Source organism: Luteimonas huabeiensis HB2 (genome assembly GCF_000559025.1).
GTDB lineage: Bacteria > Pseudomonadota > Gammaproteobacteria > Xanthomonadales > Xanthomonadaceae > Luteimonas > Luteimonas huabeiensis.
Genome location: NZ_JAAN01000010.1, coordinates 1 through 26,890, shown reverse-complemented (window position 1 = coordinate 26,890; position 26,890 = coordinate 1). Strand labels below are relative to the sequence as shown.

21 protein-coding genes and 1 pseudogene are annotated in these 26,890 nt (G+C 73.0%); 14 read left to right on the top strand and 8 right to left on the bottom strand.

Annotation, left to right across the window (positions count from 1 at the left end):
• Nucleotides 1-92: 92 nt before the first annotated feature.
• The 3 genes from Z164_RS0101910 to Z164_RS0101900 are packed head-to-tail and all read left to right on the top strand — an operon-like array spanning nucleotide 93 to nucleotide 3,675.
• Nucleotides 93-2,138, top strand: coding sequence for a M3 family metallopeptidase (locus tag Z164_RS0101910; protein ID WP_024889056.1), 2,046 nt, complete (start codon nucleotides 93-95; stop codon nucleotides 2,136-2,138).
• A gap of 59 nt (nucleotides 2,139-2,197) precedes the next feature.
• On the top strand, nucleotides 2,198-3,301 hold the full coding sequence (locus Z164_RS0101905) for an endonuclease/exonuclease/phosphatase family protein (protein ID WP_024889055.1): 1,104 nt from the start codon (nucleotides 2,198-2,200) through the stop codon (nucleotides 3,299-3,301).
• Nucleotides 3,298-3,675, top strand: coding sequence for an EF-hand domain-containing protein (locus tag Z164_RS0101900; RefSeq protein WP_024889054.1), 378 nt, complete (start codon nucleotides 3,298-3,300; stop codon nucleotides 3,673-3,675). The genes Z164_RS0101905 and Z164_RS0101900 overlap by 4 nt, the downstream gene beginning before the upstream one ends.
• Before the next feature lie 87 nt (nucleotides 3,676-3,762).
• Here Z164_RS0101900 and Z164_RS19795 read toward each other — a convergent pair whose 3' ends face one another.
• Both Z164_RS19795 and Z164_RS19790 read right to left on the bottom strand, forming a co-directional pair.
• A complete protein-coding gene (locus Z164_RS19795; RefSeq protein WP_052338331.1) occupies nucleotides 3,763-4,257 on the bottom strand; it encodes a hypothetical protein in 495 nt (164 codons plus the stop codon).
• Between the two features lie 251 nt (nucleotides 4,258-4,508).
• Nucleotides 4,509-5,066, bottom strand: coding sequence for a DUF2242 domain-containing protein (locus tag Z164_RS19790; protein WP_043689037.1), 558 nt, complete (start codon nucleotides 5,064-5,066; stop codon nucleotides 4,509-4,511).
• A 197-nt stretch (nucleotides 5,067-5,263) separates the two neighbouring features.
• On the opposite strand from Z164_RS19790, the gene Z164_RS0101885 reads away from it, so the two are divergent.
• Nucleotides 5,264-6,040: a hypothetical protein gene (locus tag Z164_RS0101885; RefSeq protein ID WP_024889052.1), complete on the top strand. Its 777-nt coding sequence runs from the start codon at nucleotides 5,264-5,266 to the stop codon at nucleotides 6,038-6,040.
• 436 nt (nucleotides 6,041-6,476) lie between these two features.
• Here Z164_RS0101885 and Z164_RS0101880 read toward each other — a convergent pair whose 3' ends face one another.
• From Z164_RS0101880 to Z164_RS0101870, 3 genes are all read right to left on the bottom strand, one after another.
• Entirely contained in the window at nucleotides 6,477-7,613 is a 1,137-nt protein-coding gene (locus Z164_RS0101880) for an MFS transporter (protein ID WP_081770025.1), read from the bottom strand.
• A 171-nt stretch (nucleotides 7,614-7,784) separates the two neighbouring features.
• Nucleotides 7,785-9,689 (bottom strand): hybrid sensor histidine kinase/response regulator, encoded by a 1,905-nt coding sequence (locus Z164_RS19785; RefSeq protein WP_024889050.1) that lies wholly within the window; start codon nucleotides 9,687-9,689, stop codon nucleotides 7,785-7,787.
• 158 nt (nucleotides 9,690-9,847) lie between these two features.
• Complete coding sequence (locus tag Z164_RS0101870; protein ID WP_024889049.1) at nucleotides 9,848-10,687, bottom strand: SDR family oxidoreductase; 840 nt, start codon at nucleotides 10,685-10,687, stop codon at nucleotides 9,848-9,850.
• A 246-nt stretch (nucleotides 10,688-10,933) separates the two neighbouring features.
• On the opposite strand from Z164_RS0101870, the gene Z164_RS0101865 reads away from it, so the two are divergent.
• Nucleotides 10,934-11,635, top strand: a complete 702-nt coding sequence (locus Z164_RS0101865; RefSeq protein WP_024889048.1) for an alpha/beta hydrolase family protein — start codon at nucleotides 10,934-10,936, stop codon at nucleotides 11,633-11,635.
• A 306-nt stretch (nucleotides 11,636-11,941) separates the two neighbouring features.
• The gene (locus tag Z164_RS0101860; RefSeq protein WP_024889047.1) at nucleotides 11,942-14,014 is read left to right on the top strand and encodes a hypothetical protein; all 2,073 of its coding nucleotides are present in this window, start codon (nucleotides 11,942-11,944) and stop codon (nucleotides 14,012-14,014) included.
• A gap of 50 nt (nucleotides 14,015-14,064) precedes the next feature.
• Here Z164_RS0101860 and Z164_RS0101855 read toward each other — a convergent pair whose 3' ends face one another.
• Complete coding sequence (locus Z164_RS0101855) at nucleotides 14,065-15,165, bottom strand: catalase family protein (protein WP_024889046.1); 1,101 nt, start codon at nucleotides 15,163-15,165, stop codon at nucleotides 14,065-14,067.
• A gap of 129 nt (nucleotides 15,166-15,294) precedes the next feature.
• On the opposite strand from Z164_RS0101855, the pseudogene treA reads away from it, so the two are divergent.
• A pseudogene (gene treA / locus Z164_RS19780) lies at nucleotides 15,295-16,921 on the top strand (alpha,alpha-trehalase TreA).
• 21 nt (nucleotides 16,922-16,942) lie between these two features.
• On the opposite strand, the gene Z164_RS0101840 reads toward treA, so the two are convergent.
• Nucleotides 16,943-17,566, bottom strand: coding sequence for an NAD(P)H-dependent oxidoreductase (locus Z164_RS0101840; protein ID WP_024889044.1), 624 nt, complete (start codon nucleotides 17,564-17,566; stop codon nucleotides 16,943-16,945).
• 231 nt (nucleotides 17,567-17,797) lie between these two features.
• Here Z164_RS0101840 and Z164_RS0101835 point away from each other — a divergent pair, with 231 nt between their 5' ends.
• Nucleotides 17,798-19,717 carry a beta-propeller domain-containing protein gene (locus Z164_RS0101835; protein WP_024889043.1) on the top strand — a complete coding sequence of 640 codons (1,920 nt, stop codon included), beginning with the start codon at nucleotides 17,798-17,800 and terminating at the stop codon, nucleotides 19,715-19,717.
• 187 nt (nucleotides 19,718-19,904) lie between these two features.
• Here the strand turns inward: Z164_RS0101835 and Z164_RS19775 are convergent, their stop codons facing one another.
• Complete coding sequence (locus Z164_RS19775; protein WP_024889042.1) at nucleotides 19,905-20,618, bottom strand: outer membrane protein; 714 nt, start codon at nucleotides 20,616-20,618, stop codon at nucleotides 19,905-19,907.
• 461 nt (nucleotides 20,619-21,079) lie between these two features.
• Here Z164_RS19775 and Z164_RS21230 point away from each other — a divergent pair, with 461 nt between their 5' ends.
• The 6 genes from Z164_RS21230 to Z164_RS0101800 all read left to right on the top strand — a co-directional run bounded on the left by Z164_RS21230 (nucleotide 21,080) and on the right by Z164_RS0101800 (nucleotide 26,771).
• Entirely contained in the window at nucleotides 21,080-21,559 is a 480-nt protein-coding gene (locus Z164_RS21230; RefSeq protein WP_052338330.1) for a hypothetical protein, read from the top strand.
• A 320-nt stretch (nucleotides 21,560-21,879) separates the two neighbouring features.
• Entirely contained in the window at nucleotides 21,880-22,173 is a 294-nt protein-coding gene (locus Z164_RS0101820; RefSeq protein ID WP_024889040.1) for a helix-turn-helix domain-containing protein, read from the top strand.
• Nucleotides 22,174-22,262: 89 nt separating this feature from the next.
• The gene (locus Z164_RS0101815; protein ID WP_052338329.1) at nucleotides 22,263-22,565 is read left to right on the top strand and encodes a helix-turn-helix domain-containing protein; all 303 of its coding nucleotides are present in this window, start codon (nucleotides 22,263-22,265) and stop codon (nucleotides 22,563-22,565) included.
• Nucleotides 22,566-22,657: 92 nt separating this feature from the next.
• The gene (locus Z164_RS0101810; protein ID WP_052338328.1) at nucleotides 22,658-23,158 is read left to right on the top strand and encodes a hypothetical protein; all 501 of its coding nucleotides are present in this window, start codon (nucleotides 22,658-22,660) and stop codon (nucleotides 23,156-23,158) included.
• A gap of 147 nt (nucleotides 23,159-23,305) precedes the next feature.
• Nucleotides 23,306-25,348 (top strand): TonB-dependent receptor, encoded by a 2,043-nt coding sequence (locus tag Z164_RS0101805; RefSeq protein WP_024889037.1) that lies wholly within the window; start codon nucleotides 23,306-23,308, stop codon nucleotides 25,346-25,348.
• Nucleotides 25,308-26,771, top strand: a complete 1,464-nt coding sequence (locus Z164_RS0101800; RefSeq protein ID WP_043688998.1) for a PepSY-associated TM helix domain-containing protein — start codon at nucleotides 25,308-25,310, stop codon at nucleotides 26,769-26,771. The genes Z164_RS0101805 and Z164_RS0101800 overlap by 41 nt, the downstream gene beginning before the upstream one ends.
• The last annotated feature ends 119 nt before the right edge of the window (nucleotides 26,772-26,890 follow it).

The window sequence follows — 26,890 nt, the reverse complement described above, 5'->3', positions numbered from 1 at the left end:
CTTCGACGCGCCAGGCCGAACGACGATACCTCCCGGGCCCTCGTCCCACGGCGGCATGGCGTCGCGCGCCCGGCGCCCTTATCTTGCCGGGCATGACGCCCAATCCCCTCCTCGACTTCTCCGCCCTGCCGCGCTTCGACGCGATCCGTCCCGAGCACGTCGGCCCCGCCATCGACACCCTGCTGGCCGAGGCCGAAGCGGCCCTGGCCCGCGCCCGCACCGCGCCGGCCACCTGGTCGGACTTCGTGGAACCGCTGGAAGACGCGACCGAGCGCCTCGGCCGGGCCTGGAACCAGGTCGCCCACCTCAACGCGGTGGCCAACACGCCGGCGTTGCGGCAGGCCTACAACGCCGCGCTGCCGAAGATCAGCCGCTTCCACAGCGCCATGCAGCAGGACCCGGTGCTGTACGCGCAGTTCAAGGCGCTGGCGGCCTCGCCCGAGGCCGCGGGCTGGGACGCGGCGCGGCGGCGCGCGGTCGACAACGCGCTGCGCGACTTCCGCCTGGGCGGCGCGGAACTGGCCGACGCCGGGAAGGCGCGCCTGGCCGAGGTCCAGGAGGAACTGGCCTCGCTGTCGGCGAAGTTCTCGGAGAACGTCCTGGACGCCACCGACGCCTGGACGTACGACGTCGAGGACCCGGCGGAGCTGGCCGGCCTGCCGGACGACGTCGTCGCCCGGTGCGCGGCCGAGGCCCGCAAGGCCGGCCGCGACGGCTACCGCCTGACCCTGCAGATGCCCTGCTACCTGCCGGTGCAGACCTACGCCGAGCATCGCCCGCTGCGCGAGCGGCTCTATCGCGCCTACGGCGTGCTCGCCTCCGAGACCGGTCCGGCCGAGCGCGACAACGGGCCGCTGATCGAGCGCATCCTGGCGCTGCGCGCCGAGCAGGCGCGCCTGCTCGGATACGCGCGCTACGCCGAGCTGTCGCTGGCGACCAAGATGGCGCGCAGCCCCGAGGAGGTGCTGTCCTTCCTGCGCGACCTGGCCGCGCGCGCGCTGCCGCACGCGCGCCGCGACCGCGCCGAGCTGGAGGCGTTCGCGCGCGACGAACTGGGCCTGGACTCGCTGCAGCCCTGGGACCTGGCCTGGGCCAGCCAGAAGCTGCGCCAGGCCCGCTACAGCTACTCCGAGCAGGAGGCCAAGCGCTACTTCACCGAACCGCGGGTGCTGTCGGGGCTGTTCGGCGCGATCGGCGACCTCTACGGCCTGCGCGTGGAGCCCGACACCGCCCCGGTCTGGCACGAGGACGTGCGCTTCTACCGGCTCACCGACGCCGAGGGCCGCCTGGTCGGCCAGTTCTATCTCGACCTCTACGCCCGCGAAGGCAAGCGCGGCGGCGCGTGGATGGACGACTGCCGCAACCGCCGCCGCCGCAGCGACGGCCGCGTCCAGACGCCGATCGTCTACCTGGTGTGCAACTTCGGCCGCGGCGCCGACGGCAAGCCCGCGACCTTCGCCCACAGCGAGGTCGTCACCCTGTTCCACGAGATGGGCCACGGCCTGCACCAGCTGCTGACCGAGGTCGACGCGCTGGCGGTGGCCGGCATCAACGGCGTGGAATGGGACGCGGTGGAGCTGCCGAGCCAGTTCATGGAGAACTTCTGCTGGGAGTGGCCGCGCATCGAGGCGATGACCGCGCACGTGGACACCGGCCAACCGCTGCCGCGCGCGCTGTTCGAGCGCATGCTCGCCGCGCGCAACTTCCAGAGCGGCATGCAGACCGTGCGCCAGCTGGAGTTCGCGCTGTTCGACATGGAACTGCATGCCGCCGCCGAGCCGCCGCAGGCGGGCGTGCTGGCGCTGCTGGAGCGCATCCGCGAGGAAGTGGCGGTGAACCGGCCGCCGGCCTGGCACCGCTTCCCGCAGCAGTTCGCCCACATCTTCGCCGGCGGCTACGCGGCCGGCTACTACAGCTACAAGTGGGCCGAGGTGCTGAGCGCCGATGCCTACGCCGCCTTCGAGGAGCGGCCCGGGGCCTATGCCGACACCGGCGCGCGCTTCCGCGCCGAGGTCCTCGCGCGCGGCGGCAGCCGGCCGGCGCTGGAGAACTTCCGCGCCTTCCGCGGCCGCGAGCCGCGGATCGACGCCCTGCTGCGCCACAGCGGCATGAGCGCCGGCGCCGAGGTCCGGCGATGAATGGGCATTGACGCGATCGCGCCTAGAATCCCGCGGTCACCGGCCAGAGGGCGCAGCGCTTGAACACCGGCATCTTCGCCGCGATCACCCTCGTCCTGCTGGCCGCCACCCTGCTGCCGCTGTCGCGCAGCCGGGCCTGGTGGATCCGCGCCCTCGACTTCCCGCGCCTGCAGCTGCTGCTGGTCTCGGCGGGGGTACTGCTGGCGCAGTGCGTCCTGCACCGCATCGACGACGCGGTGGAGATCGGGGTGATCGCGGCCAACGCCGCCTGCATGCTCTACCAGGCGTGGTGGATCCTGCCCTACACCCGCCTGCACCCGGTCGAGGTGCGCGAGTGCGGCGATCCGTCGCGGCCGCGGCTGCGGCTGATGGCCGCCAACGTGCTGATGACCAACCGCGAGGCCGACCGCCTGCTGGCGCTGGTCCGGCAGGAGCGCCCGGACGTGCTGATCGCGGTGGAGACCGACGCCTGGTGGGAGGCGCGGCTGGACACCCTGTCCGACCTGCTGCCGCACGCGTTGCGGCGTCCGCTCGACAATCTCTACGGCATGCACCTGTACTCGCGCCTGCCGCTGCACGACGCCGAGGTGAAGTTCATCGTCGAGGACGACATCCCCTCGATGCACGCGCGCCTGGAGCTCGACGGCGGCGCGAGCGTCGCCCTGCACTGCCTGCACCCGCGGCCGCCCAGCCCGACCGAGGCCGACGGTTCGGCCGAGCGCGACGCGGAGCTGGTGGCCGTCGGCCGCGCCGCCGCCGGCAGCGCGCTGCCGGCCATCGTCGCCGGCGACCTCAACGACGTCGCCTGGTCGCGCACCACGCGCCTGTTCCGCAAGGTCAGCGGCCTGCTCGACCCGCGCATCGGCCGCGGCATGTTCAACACCTTCCACGCCGGGCTGCCCGGCCTGCGCTGGCCCCTGGACCACGTGTTCCACAGCCGCGACTTCAGCCTCGTGGCCCTGCGCCGGCTGCCGGCGATCGGCTCGGACCACTTCCCGATCCTGGTCGAGCTGGCGCTCGAGCCCGGCCGCAACCCGGCCCGCGCCGGGCTGGACGAGGACGCGCAGGCGCGCCGCGACGCGCGCGAGGCGATCAGCGGCGCCGGGACAGCCGGCGCGGGTACCATCCAGCGGGACCGCAAGCACCCGGAGGCCACGCCATGACCCGACGACCCACCACCCTCCCCTTCGCCGCCGCCCTGCTGCTGCCCGCCGCCGTCGCGGCGCAGGTGCAGACCCGGCCGCTGCCGCCGGCCGCCCCCGCGCCCGAACGGGCGAGCGCGCAGACTGCGCAGACCGGCATCGTCACCTTCGGCAACCCCGGCGAGCAGCAGGTCATCGTGCGCTCCTACGAGCCCGACGGCACCGCCGGCGACGCCTACCGGATCAGCTTCGAGGCGCTGGACACCGACGGCGACGGGGTCATCAGCCGCAGCGAGGCCGCGGCGCACCCGCGGCTGTCGCAGGAGTTCCGCGGCGTCGACATCGATGGCGACGGCCGCCTCACCCGCGAGGAACTGCGCGGCTGGATCCGCTGACCGGCATCGCCGCGCGCGAGCGCGGGGCCCGCCCGGGCCCGGCGTAGGCATGATCGGACAGATTCGCATACTGCTGGGACGTCAGGCTCATGACTTCGCCCCCTCGATCGCGAGCGTGATCTTGAACAGTTGATTTCTGACATCTGCCCCGAAATCCTCCGGCGAAGGCGAGCCGGAAGCAGGATAGTTGTCGATCCTGGATCGCGGATAACGACGGCTCCAGTAGTAGAAGGACTTCTCCGTTTGACCGCCTTCAATTTCATCGCCAACGAAATTGGAGATGAACAGGGTTTCCCCCTCCGCCCCCGTCGCCCGCATCTGCACCTGCAGGTTCGTCAGCGCCCAGCGGCAGACCCCGCGTCCGTAGTCATCCTCGTCGATCATGCCGTCCGTGAAGAATTGGCCAGCGTAGGTGCCGTCGGGCTGGCGCACCAGTTCGAAAAGGATCGAGTAGGTCGGCACCGGCGACGAGGTGCCGCCCGGATTCTCCTTCGGCGGCGGCGGGCACTCGCGGTTGGTCACGTCGAACTGCATCCGTCCGACCATCCACCCGAACTCGCCGGGCGCGTCGTCGATGCGCATCGTCAAATCGTACCGCTGCTGCGGCGCCGGGTTCGGACGGTACTCGGGGCGCGGAAACCGGAGAGCAGGCGCCGCCGCCGTTCCGCGCCGGCTTCGAAGCCTCGCCCGGATCGCGCAGCGCGCCCCGGCAGCATAACGCCCCCTGGGGCGTCCCGCGGGCGTGTCGCCCGAACCGTCCGCGTCCTCGGGGCCGGGCCCCATCCGCGGCTTCCGGGTGGAATCCTGCCGGACGCGGGGCGGGCACGGGGCGGCTACGGCTGTTCGGCGGGGCTTTCCTGCACGTGGGCCGGCAGGTAATACCGCACGCGGTCGAAGAAGCGGCCGTAGAAATCGGCGTCCTGAACCGTGCTGCTGGCCACGCGCACCAGCGAGTCCTCGGTGCTGCCGATCGGCAGCGAGACCGAGCCGAGGGCGCCGACGCCGAGGCTGGCGGAATTGGCGCTGCGGCGCAGCGCGTAGCGGTCCTGCACGGCGCTGACGAACAGCAGCGTGCCGCTGCCCTGCGGCACGCAGGAGACCCGGATCGCCAGTTGCAGGTGCGCCTCGTCCTCGGGCTGGAAGTTCTTGCTCGCCTCGACCGTGCCCGCATCCGCCCGCGCCACCACGTAACCCTGGCCCAGCAGCGCGCGGCGCGCCGCCTCGCAGGCGACCGCCGGCGTGGTCTCGAAGCTGCGGGAATACATGTCGTCGAACGCGAAGGTCTCGCCCAGCAGCGCGGGCCGGGTCTGCGCCTGCTTGCCGCCGCAGGCGGCGAGCAGGACGGCGACGAACGCGACGGCGGTGGCACGGAGGAACGCAGAGGCACGCATGGGACGGAGCGTCGGCAGCACGGTCGGCGCCTAGCTTAGGGCCTGCGCCCGGCGATGCGTCGTCCGCCACGTGAACGGGCGCGCCGTGCAGGCCCGCTGCCGCGGCCGAAACCGCTCCAGGGCGGCCGCGGGCGCTGCACGCCCCCTGCACGATCCCGCACCGACAGTGCGCACTCCCCCTTCCGCCGGAGCGCGCCATGAACGACAAGCACGAACCCAAGCAGCCCGATGCCAACCGCGACCCGATCAGCGGCCGGCCGGGCGCGCACCCGCTCGGCGTGGCGGCGGGCGGCACCGCGGGCGCGCTCGCCGGCGCCGCCATCGGCAGCCTGTTCGGGCCGATCGGCACCCTGGTCGGCGGCGCGGTCGGCACCCTCGGCGGCGCCGCCGGCGGCAAGGCGGTGGCCGAGCGCGTGGACCCGACGGTGGAGGTGGACTACTGGCGCGCCAGCGCCCCGGCGCGCGACTACTACGCACCCGAATCCGACTACGAGCGCGACTACGCCCCGGCCTACCGCTACGGCACCGAGGCCCGCAACCTGCAGGCGCGCAGCTGGGACGAGGCCGAGCCCGAACTGCGCGAGCGCTGGGAGGAGGCGCGCGGCGCCTCGCTGCTGTCCTGGAACCAGGCGCGCCCGGCGGTGGAAGACGCCTACGCGCGCACCGACCGCACCTACCGCGCCTACGAGGATGCCGACCGCCACTACGGCGAACGCTACGCCGAGGCCGACTACTACAGCGACGACTACACCTACGACGACTACCGCGCCGCCTACCGCTACGGCACCCGCGCGCGCGCCGCCGATCGCGAGGCGCGCTGGGACGAGGAGACCGAAGCGCGGCTGGGCCGCGAATGGGAACGCGAGCGCGGCACGTCCAGGCTGTCGTGGGAGGACGCCAGGCACGCCGTGCGCGACGCCTGGCACCGGGTCGAGCGCGCGCTGCCCGGCGACGCGGACCGCGATGGCCGCTAGGCTGTATCGACATTTCAGCGCGCGAAAGGCCCGCTCCTGGAGGCACGCTGTCTTTGGCCTGCCCCCGCGAGCGGGGTCATGCTGGTTTTTCCCTTTACCCGCAAGCGGGGAGCGCGCTGTTTTTCCCTTCCCCCGCAAGCGGGGCGCATCTTGTTTTCCCTTCCCCCGCAAGCGGGGGAAGGTGCCGAAGGCGGATGGGGGGCACGCCGCAGGCGTCCCGCTTGCGGGAGAAGGACGGCATGCACCCGCTTGGGGGAGAAGGGACGACATACCCCCGCTTGCGGGAGAAGGGACGGCATGGTCCCGCTTGCGGGAGAAAGAGAGAACAAGATTCTCCCGCCAGCGGGAGAAGGAACAATGGGGCCCGCGCGCGGGAGCAGGGACGGTTTCGACGCTGCAGTTCGAATGTCGATTCGCGCTAGCGTCGTCGGCCGCGTCAGCAGGCGCAGTCCGCCTCGCGCGCGCGGCGCGCGTCGTGGCGCGCCCACAGGTACAGCAGCAGCCCGCCGGCGGCGGTGGCGGCGCCCACGTAGCCGGTGGAGGTCCAGCCGTAGCCGGCGGTGATCGCCATCCCGCCGAGCCAGGGACCGAGCGCGTTGGCGGTGTTGAACGCGGCGTGGTTGGAGGCCGCGGCCAGGGTCTGCGCGCCCGCGGCCACGTCCATCAGATGCGCCTGCAGGACGGTCGCCAGCGCGCCCATCGTGCCCACCGCCACCACGACGAGCAGGATCGACCAGCGCGCCTGCGCGGCCAGCGGATAGGCCAGCAGCACCACCATCGACCAGACCAGGATCATCGCCGCGGCACGGAAGCGGAAGCGGTCGGAGAGCCAGCCGCCGACCAGGTTGCCGAGGATCGCGCCCACGCCGAAGGCGACCAGGCCGAACGGCACCTGCCGCGCCGGCACCCCGGTCACGTGGATCAGGGTCGGGGCGAGATAGCTGAAGACGCAGAACATGCCGGAGAACCCGACCGCGCCGATGGCCAGGCTCAGCCAGACCTGCGAGCGGTTGAAGTCGCGCAGTTCCTGCGCCGGGTTCTGGCGGGGCTCGTGGGGATCGGGCGGCAGCAGCCGCGCCACCAGCGCCATCGTCAGCAGCGCGATGGCGGTCACCAGCCAGAACGCCCAGCGCCAGTCCAGGATCTGGCCGAGCCAGGTGACCAGCGGGTTGCCGACCAGCAGCGCCACCGACAGCCCCAGCATCACCCGCGCGACCGCGGTGCCGCGCCGGCCGGGTGGGCTGATCGAGGCGGCCACCAGCGCCGCCACGCCGAAGTAGGCGCCATGCGGCAGGCCGGCCAGGAACCGCATCGCCATCAGCGACAGGTAGCCCGGCGCCAGCGCGCTGGCCACGCTGCCGGCGGCGTAGAGTGCCATCAGCGCCAGCAGCAGCCGGCGCCGCGGCAGCCGCGCGCCCAGGATCGCCAGCAGCGGCGCGCCGACCACCACGCCCAGCGCATAGGCGCTGATGACGTGCCCCACCTGCGGCTCGCGCACGCCGAGGCCGCCGGCGATCTCCGGCATCAGGCCCATCGGCGCGAACTCGCTGGTGCCGATGGCGAAGCCGCCCATCGACAGCGCGAACAGGATCCAGCCCTGCTGGCGAGGAGTCAGCCGCTGGCTGAGCGGAACGGCGGATGCGGCCACGGGCCTACCGGAGGGGACGGGGCACCGTATTGTGCGATGCAACACGGCTTGCTGACCAGGGATCCCGGCCGTCCATGCGCGCGGCGATTCAGGTGCTCACTGCTCGACGGCCGGCGCGTGCGCGGTCGCGTCCCGCGGGCCCAGCAGCTCCCGCCGCACGTCCAGCAGCAAGCGCCGCAACTGGACGATGTCCGGCGGCTTGGTCATGTGGTGATCGAATCCGGCGGCCTGGGTATCGGTCCGGTCCTGGGCCTGGCCCCAGCCGGTGATGGCGATCAGCCGCAGATTGTCCTGCTGGCGGCTGCGCCGCAGCTGGCGCGCCACCTCGAGTCCGCTCAACTCGGGCATGCCCAGGTCGAGCAGCGCCACGTGCGGCTGGCGCTGCTGGGTCATCTTCAGCGCGGACAGGCCGTCGTGGACGACCACCGTCTCGGCGCCGAAGGCCGACAGCCATTCGCCGAGGCTTTCGGCGGCGTCGCGGTTGTCGTCGGCCACCAGGACGCGCAGGCCGGCGAACGCGCGCTCAGGACCGGGCTCGGGCGGCGGCGGCTCGGCCGCGGCCCGCCCCTGCAGCGGCAGGCGCACCTCGAATTCCGCGCCCAGGCCCGGCCCGTCGCTGCGGGCGCCGATGCGGCCGCCGTGCATCTGCACCAGGCTCTTGACCAGCGCCAGGCCGATGCCCAGGCCGCGCGCGTCGGCATTGCGCGCCCGGTCGATCTGGGTGAACAGCTCGAAGATGCTCTGCAGGTGCTCCGGGGCGATGCCCATGCCCTGGTCGCGCACCGTGATCACGGCCTCGCCGTCCTCCACCCGCGCCTGCAGGCGCACGGCGCCGTCGGGGCGGCTGTAGCGCGAGGCGTTGTTGAGCAGGTTGGTGAACACCTGCGCCAGTCGCACGGGATCGGCGTAGAGCCAGACCGGCTCGGCGGGCAGGTCGAGCTCCAGCCGCTGGCCGGCCTGGGTGTAGTTGGGCTGCGCGGTCTCCATCGCGTTGCGGATCACCAGGTCCAGGCGCACGTCGACCGGCCGCAGCTCGATGCGGCCGCGGGTGATGCGCGAGACCTCCATGAGGTCGTCGACCAGGCGGGTGAGCTGGTCCACCTGCCGCATCAGGATGTCGAGCATGCGACGGGTGGAATTGGGGTGCGGCTCCAGGCGCAGCACGTAGAGCGAGGTGCGGATCGGCGCCAGCGGGTTGCGCAGTTCGTGGGCCAGCGTGGCGAGGAACTCGTCCTTGCGGCGATCGGCATCCAGCAGCGCCTGCTCCTGCTCGCGGCGTTCGGTGATGTCCGAGAACAGCACCGCGATCTGGCGATCGGCGACGTCGCCGACCGGGAACGCGTAGACGTCGAACCAGCGGCCCATCGCCGCCGATCCCTCGACGAAGCGCGTGGCCACGCCGCTGCTGGCGACCCGCCCGTAGATGTCGAACCAGTGCGGCTCCAGATCCGGGACCAGCTCGCGGACGGTGCGGCCCTCCGCGTCCAGCAGCCCGGTATGCCGGGCATAGGACGGATTGACCTCGAGGATGCGGTAGTCGGCCGGCGCCCCGGACTCGTCGAACAGCATCTGCAGGATGCAGAAGCCCTGGTCGATCGACTCGAACAGCGCACGGTACTTCTCCGCCGAGCGATGGCGTTCGTCGATGTCGAAGACCGAGCCCGCGAAACCGGCGAACGCGCCCGAGGCGTCGTGCCGCGGCTTGCCCGCGTGCGCGACCCAGCAGTGGCGTCCGCCATCGCCATGGACCCGGTACTCGAGCTCGAACGCCGATTGCCGCTGGTGCGCGAGCGCGAACTCGGCGCGCACGCGCGGCCGGTCGTCGGGATGCAGCGCCTCCAGCCAGCCGTGGCCCAGCGCCTCGTCCACCGCCTGCCCGGTCAATGCGTGCCAGCCGTCGGCGACGAAGCTGCAGTGGCCATCGGCCTCGGTGATCCAGAGCACGGCGGGTGCGGCATCGACGAGGGCACGCAGGCGCGCGGCTTCCTGCCTCGCGCTCATGCCCGCACTCCCTCGGCCAGGCACGCGGACGGGCACGACCGCGCCCCCTCGGAGTGACGGCCGCTGGCGGGGTCCGGCTCGGATCGTTCATGCCGGTCAGTTTGGTGCACGCGCCGTGAAGTACGCATGATCGCGCCGGCCGCGCGCGGCGCGTACCGCTAAAGGATCGGGGTGCCCCCGGTCACGGCGTAGCGGCCGCCGGTCATGTAGCTGGCCTCGTCGGATGCCAGCAGCACGAAGATCGGGGCGACCTCGGCCGGCTGGCCGGGCCGCTGCAGCGGGGTCTGCTTGCCGAAGCGCTCGACCGCGTCGGGCGGCAGCGTGGCGGGGATCAGCGGGGTCCAGATCGGCCCCGGCGCGACCGAGTTCACCCGGATGCCCTTGTCGGCCAGCAGTTGCGCCAGCCCGGCGCTGAAGTTGGCGATCGCGCCCTTGGTCGCCGCGTAGGGCAGCAGGGTGGGATTGGGCTTGTCGGAGTTGATCGAGCTGGTGTTGATGATCGAAGCGCCCGGCTTCATGTGCGGCACCGCCGCCTTGCACAGGTGGAACATCGCGGTGACGTTGACCTGGAAGGTGTAGTCCCATTCCTCGTCCGGAATCTCCTCCAGCGACTCGCGCGCCATCTGGTAGGCGGCGTTGTTGACCAGCACGTCGAGCCGGCCGAACGCATCCACCGCCCGGCGCACGATCTCGCGGCAATGCGCCGGCTCGGCGATGTCCCCGCGCACCAGCACGCAGCGGCGGCCCGCCTCCTCGACCCAGCGCCGGGTCTCTTGCGCGTCCTCGTCCTCGCACAGGTAGCTCACCAGCACGTCGGCGCCCTCGCGCGCGAAGGCGATCGCCACCGCGCGGCCGATGCCGCTGTCGCCGCCGGTGACGATCGCGGCCTTGCCCTGCAGCCGGCCGTGGCCGCGATAGCTCCGCTCGCCGTGGTCGGCGGGCGGATCCAGGCGCCCTTCGATGCCGGGGACGGGTTGCTGCTGTCTGGGCTGGTTCATGTCGGCCTCCGTTGCAGGAAAGGCCCGCACCGTAGCCGCCGCGACGTGCCGCCGGCGTGAGTCGCCCGGCGTCGTGGCGCCCGCAGTGACAGCGGTCACGGATGGCCGTTCGGCCAATGCCGGCGCGCGCGCCGGCGTGCTGGGATGCCCGCACTGGCCTCCCCCCACGCTCGTGGCCAGCCGACCGCCGTGCATGCGCGCGGCGCTGTACCCACGACTCGGCCACGGCCGAAGGGAGGACCCGTCATGCGTTCCAAGATCCGTCTGTTGCTGTGCGGCGCGCTTGCCGCCTGTTCGCTGCTGCCCGCCGCGTGGGCCGCCTGCCGCGACGCGGTGGTGCTGGTGCACGGCAACGCCGGCACGCCCTCGCAGTTCGACAACACCTACGTCGAGCTGCGCGCGCGCGGCTGGAACGACGCCGAAATCCTGCGACCGGCCTGGGGCAACCGGCTCTGCGCGGCGTGCAACGACCACGACGGCAGCGAGGAAACGCCCGTGCGCGAAGCGCTGGTGGAAGCGCTGGCGCGCTCGTGCACCGGCAAGATCGACGTGATCGCGCACTCGATGGGCGTGACCCTGGCCGCGAAGCAGATCGTCCAGTACGGCCTGGCCGCGGACGTCGACGCCTTCGTCGGCATCGCCGGCGCCTACCGCGGCCTGTGGAGCTGCGGCACCTACCCCTTCCACGTCGTCACCTCGACCTGCGGCGCGCACGGCCTGTCGGTCAACAGCCCGCTGCTGACCGGCCTGTGGGGCCACCCGCTGGGCGCGCGCGTGCACACGATCAAGTCCTGGATCGACCAGGTGGTCTGCTACGGCGGCGTATGCACCGTCGGCGGCGTGCACAGCTCGCGCATCCCCGGCGAGAACGCCAGCCACGACTTCGCCACCGGCCACTTCGGCCTGCTGACCGACACCGCCGCGTTCCAGGTCGACCTGATCGAGTGAGTCCGCGCCGCCTGGGCGAACTGATCGGGCCCCTGCCGATCCTTCTCCCGCAAGCGGGCGCAATCGTCCCTTCTCCCGCAAGCGGGCGCATCTCGTCCCTTCTCCCGCAAGCCAGCGCCGGATGAGGGCGGCCTTTCGGGGGAAGGAAAAAACAGGATGCTCCCCGCTGGCGGAAGGCAAAGACCGCCTGACGCCGAAGCGGGACCTCTTTCGCGCGCTGGATTTCGAACAGCCTAGGGTTACTCCCGGGTGCGGCGGCGCCTGGTGCCATCCTAGACTGGCGCCAGCCCAGGCACGGCCCCCTCCATGAGCACGATCTACGGCGTCAACGCACAGACCTACCATCGCCTGCCTCCCGAAGACCAGGCCTCGATCCGCAACGCCTACCAGGCCCGGCAGGAGCCGGAAGCCCCGGCCGCGGAACCGCTGCCCGCACCGACGGTCGAGCAGGCCACGACGCCGCGCGAGGCCGTGGCCGCGCTGCACGACCTGGCGCCGCCCGACAACGGCGATCTCGCGCACCTGCCGCCGGACCTGGCCAGCTCGCTCGCGCAGGAGCGCGCGGAGATCTACAACGCGACCCGGGCCAACGCCGCGCAGTCCGCGCTCGACCGCTTCGCGCCGACGCGCGAGGACTTCTCGTCGCTGCCCGGCCGGACCGGCGAGATGGAATACGCCGACGCGCGATCGGCCTGGGCCGGGAATCCCTATGCGCAGGAACTGCAGCGCATCGTCGACGAGGCCAATGCCTCGCCGGGCGAGATCCCGGCCTACCTGACCGCGACGGACGCCACCGCCGACGCGCAGCAGTTCACGCCCGACCAGGTGCGCGACGCGCTTTCGCTGCTGGGCGTCGACCTGCCCGCCGGCGGCAGCCCCGAACAGCTCGAAGCCGGCCGCCGGATCCTCGAGACCGTGCCCGACGACCTGCTCGGCACGCTGATCAACCCCGGCTCCCAGGTGTCCTTCACCGGCGGCGGCGGCGTGGGCACGCCGAACCTGACCGGACCGAACCTGCAGTACAACGTCGACATCGGGGGCCAGGTCGAACTGTCGGACGTGCAGACCGGCGTGAACTTCGAGCAGACCCAGCAGTTCGAGATGTCGGTCCAGGTACAGGGCGGCGCCGCGTTCGACGTCAGCCGGACGCTGCCGCAGAAGCTCTACAAGTGGGCCGATCGCCTCAACAAGCTGCCGGACGAGGTCCGCGACCTGGTCAACGGATCGCCGTTGCTCAGGCAAGTGGCCAAGGGCCTGCCGGTCACGGGCTCCTACACCGAGTTCCAGGGCGGGCGGCTGAGCTACGAGGCCACGGTGACGCCGCAGCAGGGCGAGCAGCTGGCCGAGGGCGACGCATCCGGGATGCCCAACCCGCTGGCGCCGCTGGACATGCCCGAAGGCACCTCGGTGCTGATGCGCGGGCAATCGCTGGAGGGCAGCAGCTTCGAGGCCAACTGGAAGGCGCTCACGATCGGCGGCACGCATACCGAACTGGCGGGCCTCGGCTTCGGCGTGACCCGCGGCGAGGGGTCGATCGTGGAGGTGTATTCCGGCCCGGTGGAGACCGTGGAGAACAGCGCCTTCTTCGGCGTCGGCCGCCAGGGCTCGCTGGCGGTCGGGATCGGTTCCGAGCTCAGCATGGAGACGCGCGAAATGCAGATCGCGCGCATCGATCTCTCGACCGAGGAAGGCCAGGCGGCCTACCAGGCCTTCATCAGCACCGGGCAGGTGCCGGACTGGGCGCCGCCGGGCGTGCAGCAGTCCGGGACGACCGAGGTGTTCTCCCACGAGTACGCGCGCTCGATCGGACTCCAGGTCGGCGGACTGGAGATCGGAAGCGCCAGCCAGGCCAACGGCAACATCGCCCGCACCACCTGGGCAGACGGCACCACGGCATACAGCAACACGTACACGTCCGCCGGCGGCGTGACCACCGACGTGCGCTACACGCTGGACGCGTCCGGCCAGCCCGACTACGCCGATGCGACCTGGACCGTGGTCCGCGCCGACCTCGACCCCACGCTGGCGAACTACCTGGAGAGCGCCTACGATCCTTCGCGCGCCAACCAGTTCCCCGACCGGCCGCAGCACGCGCAGATGGTCCTGAGCACCGACCAGTTGATGGAGCTGCGCGACCGCGCGCGCGACCACGTGCTGCAGACCCAGGGCCAGGCGAAGCTCGACAACCTCGACAGCGGCGTGGAGACGCCATGGTGGTCCAGCCAGGAGGAAGCGCTGGCGATCGCGCAGACGCCCGAAGAGGTCTTCGCCGTGCTCGGCAACGATGCGCATGGCGGTGCGGTCATCGAATCGCTGCTGGCTATGAGCCACGGCGGCGAGCCCCTGCCCGGCGAGTTCCGCATGATCGACGCCGGCTGACCGATCGCGACCACGCTGCCCGCCGAGGCAGCGGAAATGCCCGGTGCGGCCTACCGCGGCAGGACGAACGGGCAGCCGGTGTCCATCGCGGCGCCGTTCTTCTCCGCCCGGAACGCCTGCGAGGCCGCGTAGGCCGAGCGGCGCAGCCGCATGATCTCGCCCAGCGGGCGGTGCGCCTGCAGGCCGTGCCAGGGGCTGAAGCCGACGCCGTCGTCGACCGCGCGGCTGCGCGCCTCGCTCCAGGCCACCTGCGGGCGCGCGCGTACCCGCGCCACGGTGCGGAACGGGCTGTGCGCGGTGTCCCACTCGGCGCTGGCGTCCTCGACCGGCATCTCGTCGAGCGAGGTGCACAGCTGCGCGCGCAGCTCCCACACCGCCTCGTGCTCGGCGAAGTAGTCCACCACCGCGCTGCGGATCGCGTCGTCGTCGGCCAGCTCCAGGCGCGCGTCGGCCAGCGCGCATAGCGCCGGCGAGGCCGGCGCCAGCTGCAGGCGCGCGATGTGGTCGCCGTGGCGCAGCGGCAGCTGGGTGAAGAAGGTCTCGCCGAGGATGTGCCGCGGCGGCTCGCCGCCCATGGCCTTGAGCCCGGCGCTCTCGCCGCCCATCGCCTCCAGCGCGCGCTCGGTGCCGCGCAGGATCAGCGAGATCGCCTGCTTGGTGCGCGCCATGCGGTCGGTGGTCCTGGCCAGCAGCTTCAGGCTGCGCAGGAACGCGCGGCCGTCGGGGGCATTGAAGCGCGGGCCGTTGACCATCACGAAGTCCTGGCAGCGCATCGCCTCCGCGCCTTCCAGCCGCTCGCCGGCCACCTCGCACACGCGCAGTGCGACGCCGCGCGGGGTGGACACGCGGTCGGGCAGAAGATCCCCGGGCGTGGTGGAGAAGCGCAGCAGCGCGTCGTAGCGGCCGGGGGAGGCGAACAGGCCCTGCGCCAGCTCGGCCGGCAGGTCCGCCGGCACCTCGAACTCCGCGGCCAGCAGCCCATGGCTCTTGGCGTGCACCGCGCGCAGCGCGCGGCCCTCGTCCTCCCAGGTCCGGCGGCAGATCGACAGCAGCACCGCGTCGAGCTCGACCGCCAGCGCCGCCTCGTCGGGTCCGGGTTCGGCGAGGCGGGCGTCGTAGCGCTGGAATGTGCGGGCGGGCTGGGTCGGCATGGCGGGCTCCGTTGGACGCCCCACCCTGCCCGCGCGCCGATCAGCATCGCGTGCAGGCGCCCGCGCGGGCTTGGAGCGCGCGGCGCGACGCGCTAGGGTCGGGCCGGACCCATCCGCACGATGCCGACCATGCCCGCTCCGACCGCCCCGCGGCGCCTCGCCGCCTGCTGGCTCGCGCTCGCCCTGCTGCTGTCGGCCTGCGCGCCGCTGAAGCCGCGCACGGCCGCGGCGCCGGCCACGCCCGACGAGGCCTACCCGGAACTGTTCGAGGCGGTGCAGACCGCGCGGCTGTTCGAGGACCAGAAGCGTTTCGCCGACGCGGTGCCGCGCCGCGACCCGGCGGCGATCCGCGCCGAGTACCTGGCCGCGCGCGAGCGTCCCGGCTTCGACCTGGCCGGCTTCGTCCAATCCCGCTTCGCGCTGCCGCCCGACGTGGCCACGGCCGATGTCGCGCCGCAACCGACCCTGCGCGCGCACATCGACGCGCTGTGGCCGCTGCTGACCCGCCGCGCCGAGCCCGCCGCGCACGACAGCCTGCTGCCGCTGCCGCGGCCCTACGTGGTGCCGGGCGGGCGCTTCCGCGAGGTCTACTACTGGGACTCCTGGTTCACCATGCTGGGACTGGTGGAGAGCGGTCGCGGCGACCTGTCGCGCGGCATGCTGGAGAACTTCGCCGACCTGCTCGACACCTGGGGCCGCATTCCCAACGGCAACCGCAGCTACTACCTCGGCCGCTCGCAGCCGCCGTTCTTCTCGCACATGGTGGCGCTGGAAGCGCGCGACGACCCGGCCGTGCTGCGCCGCCACCTGCCGCAGCTGCGCCGCGAGCACGCGTTCTGGATGGCCGGCGAGGATGATCTCGCGCCGGGCGCCACGCACCGCCGCGTGGTGCGCCTGGCCGACGGCAGCCTGCTCAACCGCTACTGGGACGACCGCGACACCCCGCGCCCGGAATCCTTCGTGCAGGACCGCGAGACCGCGGCCGAAGCGGCGCGTCCGCCGGCCGAGGTCTACCGCGACCTGCGCGCGGGCGCCGAAAGCGGCTGGGACTACTCCAGCCGCTGGCTGGACGACGGCCGCAGCCTGCCTGCCATCCGCACCACCGCGATCGTGCCGGTCGATCTCAACAGCCTGCTGCACCACCTGGAATCGACCATCGCGCAGGGCTGCGCGCTGGACGCGCAACCCGATTGCGCGCGGGAGTTCTCCGAGCGCGCCGAGCGGCGCCGAGCGGCGCCGGGCGGCGATCGAGGCGCACCTGTGGCACCCCGACGGGTACTACGCCGACTACGACCTGCGCACCGGGCGCCCTCGCGACGCGCTGACCGCGGCCGCCTTCTATCCGCTGTTCGTCGGCCTCGCCGCACCCGAGCGCGCCCGCGCCACCGCGCACGCCGCGCGCGTCCTGCTGCGTCCCGGCGGCCTGGCCACCACCGCGGTCGAAAGCGGCCAGCAGTGGGACGCGCCCAACGCCTGGGCGCCGCTGCAATGGGTGGCGGTGGACGGGCTTTCGCGCTACGGCGAGGACGCGTTCGCGCGCGCGATCGCCCGCAACTTCCTCGGCAACGTGCAGGCGGTGTACGCGCGCGAACGCAAGCTGGTGGAGAAGTACGACGCCGAGGGCCCGCGCGGCGGCGGCGGCGGCGAGTACCCGCTGCAGGACGGCTTCGGCTGGACCAACGGCGTGGTGCTGGCGCTGTTCGGCCGCTACCCGGACCTGGAAGCGGACGCGTCGTCCGCCCGCACGCCGCCGTGACCGGGCGCCGGCGCCCCCTCGCTATCGCGGCGCCCACCGGCGCCGCGCATCGGTGGCGCCGCACCGGGCGGCATCCTCCAGCCAGCGGGCGCGCGCTTGCTGCGTGCTGCCGTGGACGGGCCCGTAGCGCACGAAATCGACCGGCCGGAAGCCGCAATAGCGCAGCGTGCTGCGCACCAGCTGGCGGCGCGTGGGCTGACCCTGCAGCAGCCACAAGTACCAGCCCGGGGAGTCGGCGGTCATCAGGACCCGCGCGCTGCGCCCTTTCAGCAACGCCTGGGGAATGCCGCGCGGGCTGTATCGGTACGCCCAGCCGCGCTCCAGGGTGCGGTCGAGGAAGCCTTTCAGCAGTGCCGGCACGCTGCCCCACCACAGCGGCGTGACCAGGCACAGGTGACGGCAGCGCTCGATGCGCCGCTGCGCCTCGGCCAGGTCCGGCTCCAGCGGCTGCCCGCCATGCAGACCGGCGTGCAGGACCGGATCGAAGCGGAGCTCGCGCACGCGCAGCTCGTCCACCACCGCGCCCGACGCGCGGGCCGCCGCCGCGTAGCGCGCCGCCAGCGCAGCGCACAGCGAGTTCGGATCGGGGTGGCCGTCGACGACCAGCAGGATCGGCGCGTCGGTCGGGATCGTCGGCGGGCTCATGCCACGCACAGTGCCATGCCCGCGGCCGCGCCGCATCCGGGCGCTGGCGGCCATCGGCGACGCGCGCCCCTGCAGGCGCCGCTCGAAGGACCGGACGCTTCGACCGGAGCCGCCGCCGTCCGGACGATCCGCCCGCCATCGCATGCCCGGACAGGCCGGGCGCGGACGGCTCGACCCCACGCGCCGGCCTCGCGCGTTCGCCGTCCCATCGCCGCCGCCGCAGGATCCGACATGACGCCGCGCCTCCCCCTGATCGTCGCGCTGTGCCTGAGCGCCATCGCCGTCTTGCCATCGAACGCCGCCGCTGCCGGACGCACCGACGGCGACCGGCGCAGCGCCCTGGCGCCCTTCGCCGACGAGGCGGACTTCGAGCGCCTGCTGGCGGACTGGTCCGAACGCGCGGCGCGCGAGCGCGCCACCGCGCGCATGCGCCGGCGCGCGGCTCAGGCCGCGCCGCTGGCTGCGCCCGCACCGATGGCGGAGGAGTCGGCCGTCGCCGGCGGTCGCGCCGACGAGGAGGCGATCACCAACGTGCAGACCGCCGGCGTCGACGAGGGCGGCATCGTCAAGCGCCACGGCGACCATCTGGTGGTGCTGCGCCGCGGCCGGCTGTTCACTCTGCGCATCGGCGGCGACCAGCTGCGGCCGGTCGCCGCCGTGGACGCGTTCGGCCCCGGCACCGATCCGGACGGCGGCTGGTACGACGAAATGCTGATCAGCCGCGACACCGTCGTCGTCGGCTACAGCTACGCGCGCGGCGGCACCGAGCTGGTGCGCTTCCGACTCTCGCGCGACGGCGGCCTGCGCTACCTGGACACCCATCACCTGCGCAGCGACGACTACTACGCCTCGCGCAACTACGCCAGTCGCCTGATCGGCGACACGCTGGTGGTCTACGCGCCGATGCGGCTCTCGCCCTGGACGCTCGACCAGCGCGAGTTCCTGCCCGGCCTGCGGCGCTGGACGCCGCAGGCGGTACCCGGGGACTTCCGCCGCATCCTGCCGGCCACCCGCATCTACCGCACCGATGCGCCGCTGGACCCGTTCGAGGACCGCGTGGCCCTGCACACGGTGATCCGCTGCCCGCTCTCCGCCGCCGAGCTCGACTGCACCGCCAGCGCGGTCCTGGGCCCGGCAGGACGCGTGTTCTACGTCTCCGGCGATTCGGTGTTCGTGTGGACCGCCGGCGGTCGCCGGCGGCCGCAGCCGACCGCCGCGGTGCTCCGCATCCCGCTCGACGACGGCGCGCCCACCGCGCTGAAGACGCGCGGCATGCCGATCGACCAGTTCTCGTTCCTGCACGGCGGCGACGGCCACCTCAACGTGCTGCTGGCGGAGACGGGGGCCGGCGAGGGGATGTGGGGCGCCGCCGCCAGCCGCGGCGGACTCGCCCTGCTGCGGGTGCCGCTGTCGCGCTTCGGCGACGGCCGCGACGAAGCGCCCGAACGCGCCTACCGCCCCCTGCCCGGCCGCGCCGACGGCACCCTGCAGAACCGCTTCGTCGGCGACTGGCTGCTCTACGGCGGCGCACCGCACCGCTGGCACGACCGCGACGGCGCCGCGCAGACGACCGCCTACGCCGTGCGCTACGCCGCCCGCGGCGCGCCGCGGCCGCTGGCGCTCGATCACGGCGTCGAGCGCATCGAGGCGCTCGGCGCCCATGCGCTGCTGGTCGGCGGGCGCGGCCGCGACCTGCACTTCACCAGCGTGCGCCTGGCCGCGCGCGAGGCGGCGACCGGCAGCGTCTATGTGCAACCCGGCGCCGCGCAGGGCGAGCGCCGCAGCCACGGTTTCTTCTACCGCGCCGACGATGCGCGAAACGGCACCGCCGGCCTGCCGATCGTCGCCGGGCCCCACCACGGCCCGGCGCCGCGCGTGGGCCGGGCCGCCGCCTCGGTGCTGTTCCTGCGCAACCGCGATCTCGCGCTCGCGCCGATCGGCACGCTCGACGCCGGCGACGCATCCGACGCCGACGACGGCTGCCAGGTCAGTTGCGTGGACTGGTACGGCGACGCCCGTCCGATCTTCGTCGGCCGGCGCGTGTTCGCGCTGCTGGGCTACGAACTGGTGGAAGGCCGCATGGACGGCGACCGGATCGTCGAGCGCCGCCGCGCGAACTTCGCGCCGACCGCCAGCCGGCGGTCCCTGTAGGCGCGCCAATCGCCCCTGCCGGCGCCGTGCCCGCCGGCCTCGCCGCGGGCGCGCGAAGCGTCGCCGCGGCGCACCCGGCGCGCGGCCGGACCGAGCAGCCGGGCGTGGCGCGCGAGCGCGCGGCGGACCGTCCGCGATGCGCGCCGGCGGCGGCTGCAGCCGGCCTGCGCCGGCGGCAGCGAACGGATCAGAACGCGTACTCGGCGGTCAGCCCCAGCAGCGCGGTGGACCGCTTCGGCCCCTCGAACTCGACGCCGGTGGCCGGATCGCGCAGGTCGCCCGACTTCGCGCGGAAATAGTCGTAGTGCACGCCGATGCTGAAGCGCTCGGTCGCGTTCCAGCCGGTGCCGATGCCCGCGTACCAGCTGTTGCGGCCGTCGCGCCCGCCGCTCTCCAGGCCGAGATCCTGACCGACGCTGTTGTAGTAGTCCGCATCGTTGTCGGAGGCGCGGAAATAGCCGCCGCGCGCGCCGATGTACCAGGCCGGGGTGACGTGGAAGCGCGCATTGCCGCCCACCTGCCAGCCGCGCAGCGCGTTTTCGCTGTCGCGCTGGTTCACCGGGTCGTCGTTGAAGACGTTGCGCACGCGCAGGTTGCCCAGGTCGCTGTAGCCGCCCTCCAGGCCCAGGCCCCAGCGCTCGCCGATCTTCCAGCGGTAGCCGGCGACCAGGCCGTAACCGGTCCTGCGGCCATCGCGGCTTTCGAAGACGTTGAAGTCGCCGGAGCCGAAGCGGTCGGCGGTGCCGCCATCGGTCCGGCCGACGTTGCCGGCGACGAACCAGTGGCCCTGGCCGGACTGCAGGTCCGGGCGATAGGTATCGTGGGCCAGGCGATCCTGCGCGAGCGCGGCCGGCACCGGCGACAAGGCGGCGAGCACGGCGGGGAGAAGCAGTTTCTTCATCGGGGGTTCCTTCTTGTGGGTCATGGAGCGAGCATCCGTGGCGGCACGGACGCGGCTCAGGATATTAGGGCGTCGCGGCTGCCCATCCGGCTCTGCGAGCGGTTCGCCGACCGGCCCGGGCCTGTCTCGCCACACGAGCGCCGGCGGACACGCCATCCTGCCGCCGGACCTCCGACCAGGTCGAAGATCCTCGACGCGCCGGCGGTTTCGCGACCGGCGCAGGGCAGTAGGAGAGTTCCCGCCTGAAGCCCAGTCGAATCTTCACGTCGCCTGGACCGCGGCGGCACGTTCCGGGTTCACTGCGGGTTTAGAACATGCCCGCCTCGCACCGGCGCGACCATGTCGACCGCACGCTAAACGCCCGCCGGAACGCGCGCGCGTGGATCGGCGGATGTCACGTCGGACTCACCGCATCCCACCCATTCTGCGGGCCCCACCAGCACACGCAATGGAGATTCGAGATGGGTATCTTCAGATTGCTCGCCGCCGGCGCCGCCGGCTTCGTCGCCTACCGAGCCTGGCAGCGCCGGCAAGGCGGCGAAGACGGCGGCGGCAAGAGCGGCGGGCGCGCCTCCCTCCGTTCCGAAACGCACGGCGACGATGGCGCCCGGACCCGGCCCCATGGAGACCCGATCGACACCGGGCGCGACGGCACGCCCGGCAGCGGTTCGAGCGGCCGGGGCGCCACGGGCTCGGCCGCCGGGGCATCGGGCGTGTACGGCAGCCCGGGCGGAAGCACCTCGGGCGCCCACGGATCAGGCACCAGCGGCGGCCCGGACCGCGATACGACCAGCAGCCAGGGCGCCAGCGGGACCGGCGGCGCTGCGGGGACCGGCAGCGGTTCCGCGGACACCGGCGACGTCAGCGAAACCGCCGGCGCGACCGGCGGCAGCGGCTCGCGCTCCGCTACGCCCGGCGGCGGCGGCACCGGCGGCCTCTGACCGGAGGGCTCTGCGGGCGCGGTTTCCGCGCCCGCAGAGGGCGTCGACCTCGTTCCCATCGGTCGCCACGGATCGGCAGGTCGGCCGGGAACAATCACGCTGGCCCTTTCGGCAGACCTCGGGCGGCCCACGGCAGCGGCCCTCCATGCCGGCGGTGTCCGGACGAAGGCGTCGATGCCGCGCTGCCCGCCTGCGGCATCGGCGACGGTCCAGCCCGTCGGCTGCCCTTCTCGCAGCGAGTCGGGACTGCGTTGGCGTAGCATCCGGCTCGAGCGCCGTTCTGGAAGCTCCCGCTCGGGCAGGTCCAGGACGGGCATGCCTTGGCAGAACAGGCGCAAATCCCGGTCTACAGCCGCCGGCTACGCGAGGCGCGGGAAAGGCGCGGGCTGTCGCAGCGCGACCTGGGCATCGAAGCGGGCCTGGACGCGTTCGTCGCCAGCTCGCGCATCAACCGTTACGAGCGCGGCGTCCATCAGCCCAAGTTCGAGCTGATCGCGCGCCTGGCCCGGGCGCTCGGCCTGCCGGTCGCCTACTTCTTCGCCGAAGACGACGAGCTTGCGCGGTTGATCGTGGAGTTTTCGCGCGCCGGCGATCGCGCCCGACCGGCGCCCTGACGGGCGCGATTCGAGGCCGCGCAGCGCCCCGCGCGCGACTACGTTAAACGTAGTATTCATGCATGCGGCGCTCCGCAAAGCTTTCGCGCATGAAAGCTCGCGGCGCAGAACAGGGCAAGCGCAAGCGACTTCCGGTCTACAGCCGGCGGTTGCGGGAAGCCCGCGAGGCACGCGGCATCTCGCAGCGCAACCTCGGCATCGAAGCCGGCCTCGACGAGTTCGTCGCCAGCACCCGGGTCAATCGCTACGAGACCGGCGTGCACCAGCCGGATCTGCAGACCCTGCAGAAGCTGGCCGCGGCACTCGGGTGCCCGCTGGCGTACTTCTATGCCGAAGAAGACGAGCTGGCGGAACTGATCCTGGACTTCGCACGGCAGCGGCCGGTGCGCTGACCGGTCGATCGGGCGAGGCTGCGACATTCGGTCGCAGGGCGACGGGCTCTCGCATCGGCGCGTCGGCCTGTTGGCCCGCTTAGAATCGTCGAGTGCATCGCTCCCGCTTCCACCGCGCGTTTCTCGGCTGCGCATGCCTGGCGATGTGCCTGCTGATCTGCGCGCCGGTGGTAAGCCGCGTTCTGGCAAGCCTCGCGTCCGCATCAGCGCCGATCGCAGACATCGCGGCCTCCGCCAGCGCGCATACCAGCCCGATGCATGCGCACGGGGAACACGGGCACGGCGGCGATCGCGCAACGACAGAGGCGACGGGCCACAGCGCGCATGCCCGTCACGCCCATGCCGACCATGACGACGGCGAAGCAGCGCGCGCCGGCGAGCACGCGGATCCCCACGCAGGGCACGCAACGGCGGCCGAGTGCGAGCACTGCCTGATCGCCGCCCGCCTGGCCTTGCCGCTGGTGGCGACGTTCCCGATGCGCGCCCCGGCGCGCGCAGCGTTCCGCGCATCGCGAGGCGCCGTTGCGCCGAGGCGCGCGGCCGTCGGCAGCACCCTGGGGGCCCGCGGCCCCCCGGCGCCCGCGCTGCCCTGACCCCCGGCCGTTCCTGCGACCGCCCGCGCCAGGCCCTGGGCCTGCGGCGCCGGCCTGCGTCCGCGCCGACCACCGCCCGCGGCCTCCGACACGCGCGGGCCTCGCTCCTGCCGCGGCCCCGGGCCGTGGCGCAGATCGCTTTCGACCATGCAACCACACCTCAGCCCTTCGGCGCTCGCGAGGGCCCTCGGCCTCGCGCTCGCCTGCGCCACCGCACTACCATCGCCCGCCGCCCGCGCCCAGGACGGCACCGCGCTCACCCTGGGCACCGTGCATGCGCGCGCGCACGCGCCGCGCGAACTCACCGCCGGCTCGGTCTTCAGTTCCGTCGACATCATCGGCGGCGACCTGCTGCAATCGCAGCGCGTCGATCACAGCTGGGAGCTGCTGACGAACGCGCCGGGCGTGCAGGTGACCCAGTTCAAGATGGGCACCGATGCCGGCCGCTTCTCGTTCCGCGGCTTCAACGGCGAAGGCCGCGTCAACGCGGTGAAGCTGTTGATCGACGGCATCCCCAGCAACGACAACGCCGGCGGCATGCCCTACCTGGATGCCGTCTTCCCCCTCGACATCGCCGCCATCGAACTCGTGCGCGGCACCAACGATGCCCGCCACGGCCTGCACGCGATCGCCGGCAGCGCGAACGTGATCACCCGGCAGGGCGGCGACGACGGCGCGCTGAGCCTGACGGCCGGCAGCTTCGGCACCCGCGACCTGCAACTGGCCAAGGGCTTCGAGCGCGGCGCCTGGGCGCAGAACTACTTCTTCGGCTGGCGGCATGCCGACGGCGAGCGCGACCACGCCGACGCCACCCAGCGCAGCTTCGCCGGCAAGTGGTTCTATACCGACCCCGACGGGCGCTGGCGGGCCGGGCTGACCGGCCGCTACTACGAGAACGGCGCGCTGGAAGCCGGCTACCTGAGCTACCCCGAGGTGGTGGCCGATCCCCGCCGGTCGCCCGACTACGCCCGGGACGACCGCAGCGACCGCGAGACCGTGCAGACCGCGCTGCATGCCGACGGCCGCCTCGGCGCGCACTGGACCTGGAACGCCCGCGCCTACCAGAACGACTACCGCAACCAGCGCTGGGTGACCTTCACCGCCGGCGGCGCCCAGCAGGAGCGCTTCAACGACGAACGCCATCGCGGGCTGCTGCTCAACGCCACCTGGCGGCCCCGCAGCGCGCTCGACGAACTCGTCGTCGATGCCGGCCTCGACGGCCAGTGGCAGGCCAACGTGGCGCAGCGCTTCCGCACCGTGCAACGGCAGCGCCAGGCCACGCTGCGCGACTGGGATTTCGATCTCGACACCCGCGGCGCCTACCTCCAGGCCGTCATCCGGCCGATCCCGGCGCTCAAGCTGGTGCCGGCCTACCGCATCGGCCGGGTGTACGGGGACTTCGCCGACAAGGCCACCGGCGCGACCGCGCCGGTCTACGACTACGGCCTGATCCGGCAACCCAAGCTCAGCGTGTCCTACGACCTCGCCGATGGCCTGGTCGGCTACGCCAACTGGGGCCGCACCTTCCAGATCGGCAGCGGCAACGGCGCGTATCGCCTGCAGGCCCGCGACCTCGCCCCCTCCATCAACGAAGGCTGGGAAGCCGGGCTCAAGTGGTCGCCGCTGCCCGGGCTGCAGGGGCGCGTGGCCCGCTGGGAGCAGAAAGCCTCCGACGAGGTGGCGACGATCCTGGGCGTGGACGGCAGCGTCGGCAGCGACGAGGTCGGCAACGTGGGCCGGACCCTGCGGCGCGGCTGGGACGTGCAGGTGAACTGGCAATCGGCCGCGCGCTGGCGCGCCTGGGCCGCCTATTCGCGCCAAAAGGCCACCATCGAGATCCCCGACCCGAGCGCACCGCTCACCCGCGGCCGGCAGATCGAGAACGTCCCGAACTGGCTGGCCAGCGCCGGCGTCGAGTACCTGGCCTCGCCCGACTGGACGTTCTCCGCCTGGGGCAACGGCCAGAGCGACTATTACGTCGAGCGCACCAACACCCAGGGCCGCTACGGCGGCTACGCCCTGCTCAACCTCAGCGCGCGCCATCGGCTCGACGATCGCAACAGCCTGACCCTGCAATTGAAGAACGTCACCGACCGGTTCTACGTGTACGCCTGGTACGACAGCGGATCGTCCGGCTATTCCCCGGGCGATGGCCGTGCCGTCTACCTCACCTGGACCCGGGCGCTCTGACGTGGCCGGTACCTCCCGCGCCCCGGCCATCGGCCGTGTGCGCTTCTATCGCGCGGTGTGGCGCTGGCACTTCTACGCGGGGCTGTTCACGCTGCCGTTCCTGGCCTGGCTCGCGCTGACCGGTGCGGCCTACCTGTACCAGAAGCCGATCGACCGCTGGATCCATCACGACCTGAAGGTGGTCGAGGCCACGCCCGCGCTCCGGGCCCCGCCCAGTGCGCAGATCGCCGCCGCGGAAGCCGCCGCGGGCGGCCGCGCCTTCCGCTACGCCACGCCCGAGCGCGCCGATGGCAGCGTGGAAATCGGCGTGCTCGATGCCGAAGGCCGGCGCGAGGTCCATTACGTGGACCCGTCGTCGGCCGCTGTGCTCGGCTGGCTACCCGAGGACGGCACGTTTTCGCGGATCGTACGGCGCCTGCACAGCCTGGACCTGCTCGGCGGCTTCGCCAGCGCGCTGATCGAGATCGCGGCGGGCTGGGCGATCCTGCTGGTGCTGACCGGCGTGTACCTGTGGTGGCCGCGCGGGCAGTCGGGCGGCGTCGCCCGGGTGCGGGGCGCGCCGGTGCAGCGGCTGTTCTGGCGCGACCTGCACGCGGTCACCGGCGCATGGGTGGGGCTGGTGGTGCTGTTCCTGGCGATCACCGGCATGCCGTGGTCGGTGCTGTGGGGCCAACAGGTCAACGCCTGGGCCAACGGCCACGATTTCGGCTATCCCGCGGGCGTACGGGTCGATCTGCCCATGTCGGACCAGCGCTTGGCCGACACCACGCAGCCGGCGTGGTCGCTGGAACACGCGCGGCTGCCGATGTCGCAGGACCGGCCGCTCGGCGGGCCGGCCTCGGCCCATGCCGGCCACGAAGGTCACGGCAGCGGCGGCGCGCTGGACGCGTTCGCACCGCAGCCCGGCGCGATCGGCATCGACGCGGCCATCGCCCGGTTCGACGCGCTGGGCCTGGCGCCCGGCTACAGCGTCGCCCTGCCGCGCGGCCCGCACGGCGTATACACCGCCTCCGTGTACCCGGAAGACGTCGCGCAGCAACGCGTGGTCCACCTCGACCAATACAGCGGCCGCGTCCTGCTGGACATGGGCTACGCCGACTACGGCGCGCTGGGCCGTGCCCTGGAGTGGGGCATCAACGTCCATCTCGGCCAGGAATACAGCGCCGTCAACCGTCTGCTCCTGCTGATCGCCTGCGCCGCGATCATCGTGATGTGCATCGGCGCCGCCGCGATGTGGTGGATGCGCCGCCCCCGCGGCCGCCTCGGCGTACCGCCCCTGCCGCCGCAGCCGCGCACCGTCGCCGGCGTGTTCGCCCTGCTGTGCATCGGCGGCGCGCTGTTTCCCCTGGCGGGGCTGTCGCTGCTGCTCGTCGGCGCGATCGACTTCGTCGCCACGCGCGGCTGGCGCTACGAGCGAGGCTGAGCGGCCCCAGCGCGCATCGACATGCGACCTGCGGCGCCGAAGCTGTCCCTGCTCCGCAAGCGGGCGCATGCCCTCCCTTCTCCCGCAAGCGGGCGCACGCTGTCCCTTCTCCCGCAAGC

What these genes read in the sequence shown, in the direction of transcription:
- Z164_RS0101855 (WP_024889046.1), bottom strand. Translation starts at nt 15,165, where the DNA reads ATGCCGACCCAGCCCGCCCGCACATTCCAGCGCTACGACGCCCGCCTC.
- Z164_RS0101815 (WP_052338329.1), top strand. Translation starts at nt 22,263, where the DNA reads ATGAAAGCTCGCGGCGCAGAACAGGGCAAGCGCAAGCGACTTCCGGTC.
- Z164_RS0101870 (WP_024889049.1), bottom strand. Translation starts at nt 10,687, where the DNA reads ATGAACCAGCCCAGACAGCAGCAACCCGTCCCCGGCATCGAAGGGCGC.
- Z164_RS19795 (WP_052338331.1), bottom strand. Translation starts at nt 4,257, where the DNA reads ATGCGCATCGACGACGCGCCCGGCGAGTTCGGGTGGATGGTCGGACGG.
- Z164_RS0101800 (WP_043688998.1), top strand. Translation starts at nt 25,308, where the DNA reads ATGGCCGTGCCGTCTACCTCACCTGGACCCGGGCGCTCTGACGTGGCC.
- Z164_RS0101840 (WP_024889044.1), bottom strand. Translation starts at nt 17,566, where the DNA reads ATGAGCCCGCCGACGATCCCGACCGACGCGCCGATCCTGCTGGTCGTC.
- Z164_RS0101865 (WP_024889048.1), top strand. Translation starts at nt 10,934, where the DNA reads ATGCGTTCCAAGATCCGTCTGTTGCTGTGCGGCGCGCTTGCCGCCTGT.
- Z164_RS0101910 (WP_024889056.1), top strand. Translation starts at nt 93, where the DNA reads ATGACGCCCAATCCCCTCCTCGACTTCTCCGCCCTGCCGCGCTTCGAC.
- Z164_RS19785 (WP_024889050.1), bottom strand. Translation starts at nt 9,689, where the DNA reads ATGAGCGCGAGGCAGGAAGCCGCGCGCCTGCGTGCCCTCGTCGATGCC.
- Z164_RS21230 (WP_052338330.1), top strand. Translation starts at nt 21,080, where the DNA reads ATGGGTATCTTCAGATTGCTCGCCGCCGGCGCCGCCGGCTTCGTCGCC.
- Z164_RS19790 (WP_043689037.1), bottom strand. Translation starts at nt 5,066, where the DNA reads ATGCGTGCCTCTGCGTTCCTCCGTGCCACCGCCGTCGCGTTCGTCGCC.
- Z164_RS0101880 (WP_081770025.1), bottom strand. Translation starts at nt 7,613, where the DNA reads ATGGGCGGCTTCGCCATCGGCACCAGCGAGTTCGCGCCGATGGGCCTG.
- Z164_RS19775 (WP_024889042.1), bottom strand. Translation starts at nt 20,618, where the DNA reads ATGAAGAAACTGCTTCTCCCCGCCGTGCTCGCCGCCTTGTCGCCGGTG.
- Z164_RS0101835 (WP_024889043.1), top strand. Translation starts at nt 17,798, where the DNA reads ATGACGCCGCGCCTCCCCCTGATCGTCGCGCTGTGCCTGAGCGCCATC.
- Z164_RS0101900 (WP_024889054.1), top strand. Translation starts at nt 3,298, where the DNA reads ATGACCCGACGACCCACCACCCTCCCCTTCGCCGCCGCCCTGCTGCTG.
- Z164_RS0101860 (WP_024889047.1), top strand. Translation starts at nt 11,942, where the DNA reads ATGAGCACGATCTACGGCGTCAACGCACAGACCTACCATCGCCTGCCT.
- Z164_RS0101885 (WP_024889052.1), top strand. Translation starts at nt 5,264, where the DNA reads ATGAACGACAAGCACGAACCCAAGCAGCCCGATGCCAACCGCGACCCG.
- Z164_RS0101805 (WP_024889037.1), top strand. Translation starts at nt 23,306, where the DNA reads ATGCAACCACACCTCAGCCCTTCGGCGCTCGCGAGGGCCCTCGGCCTC.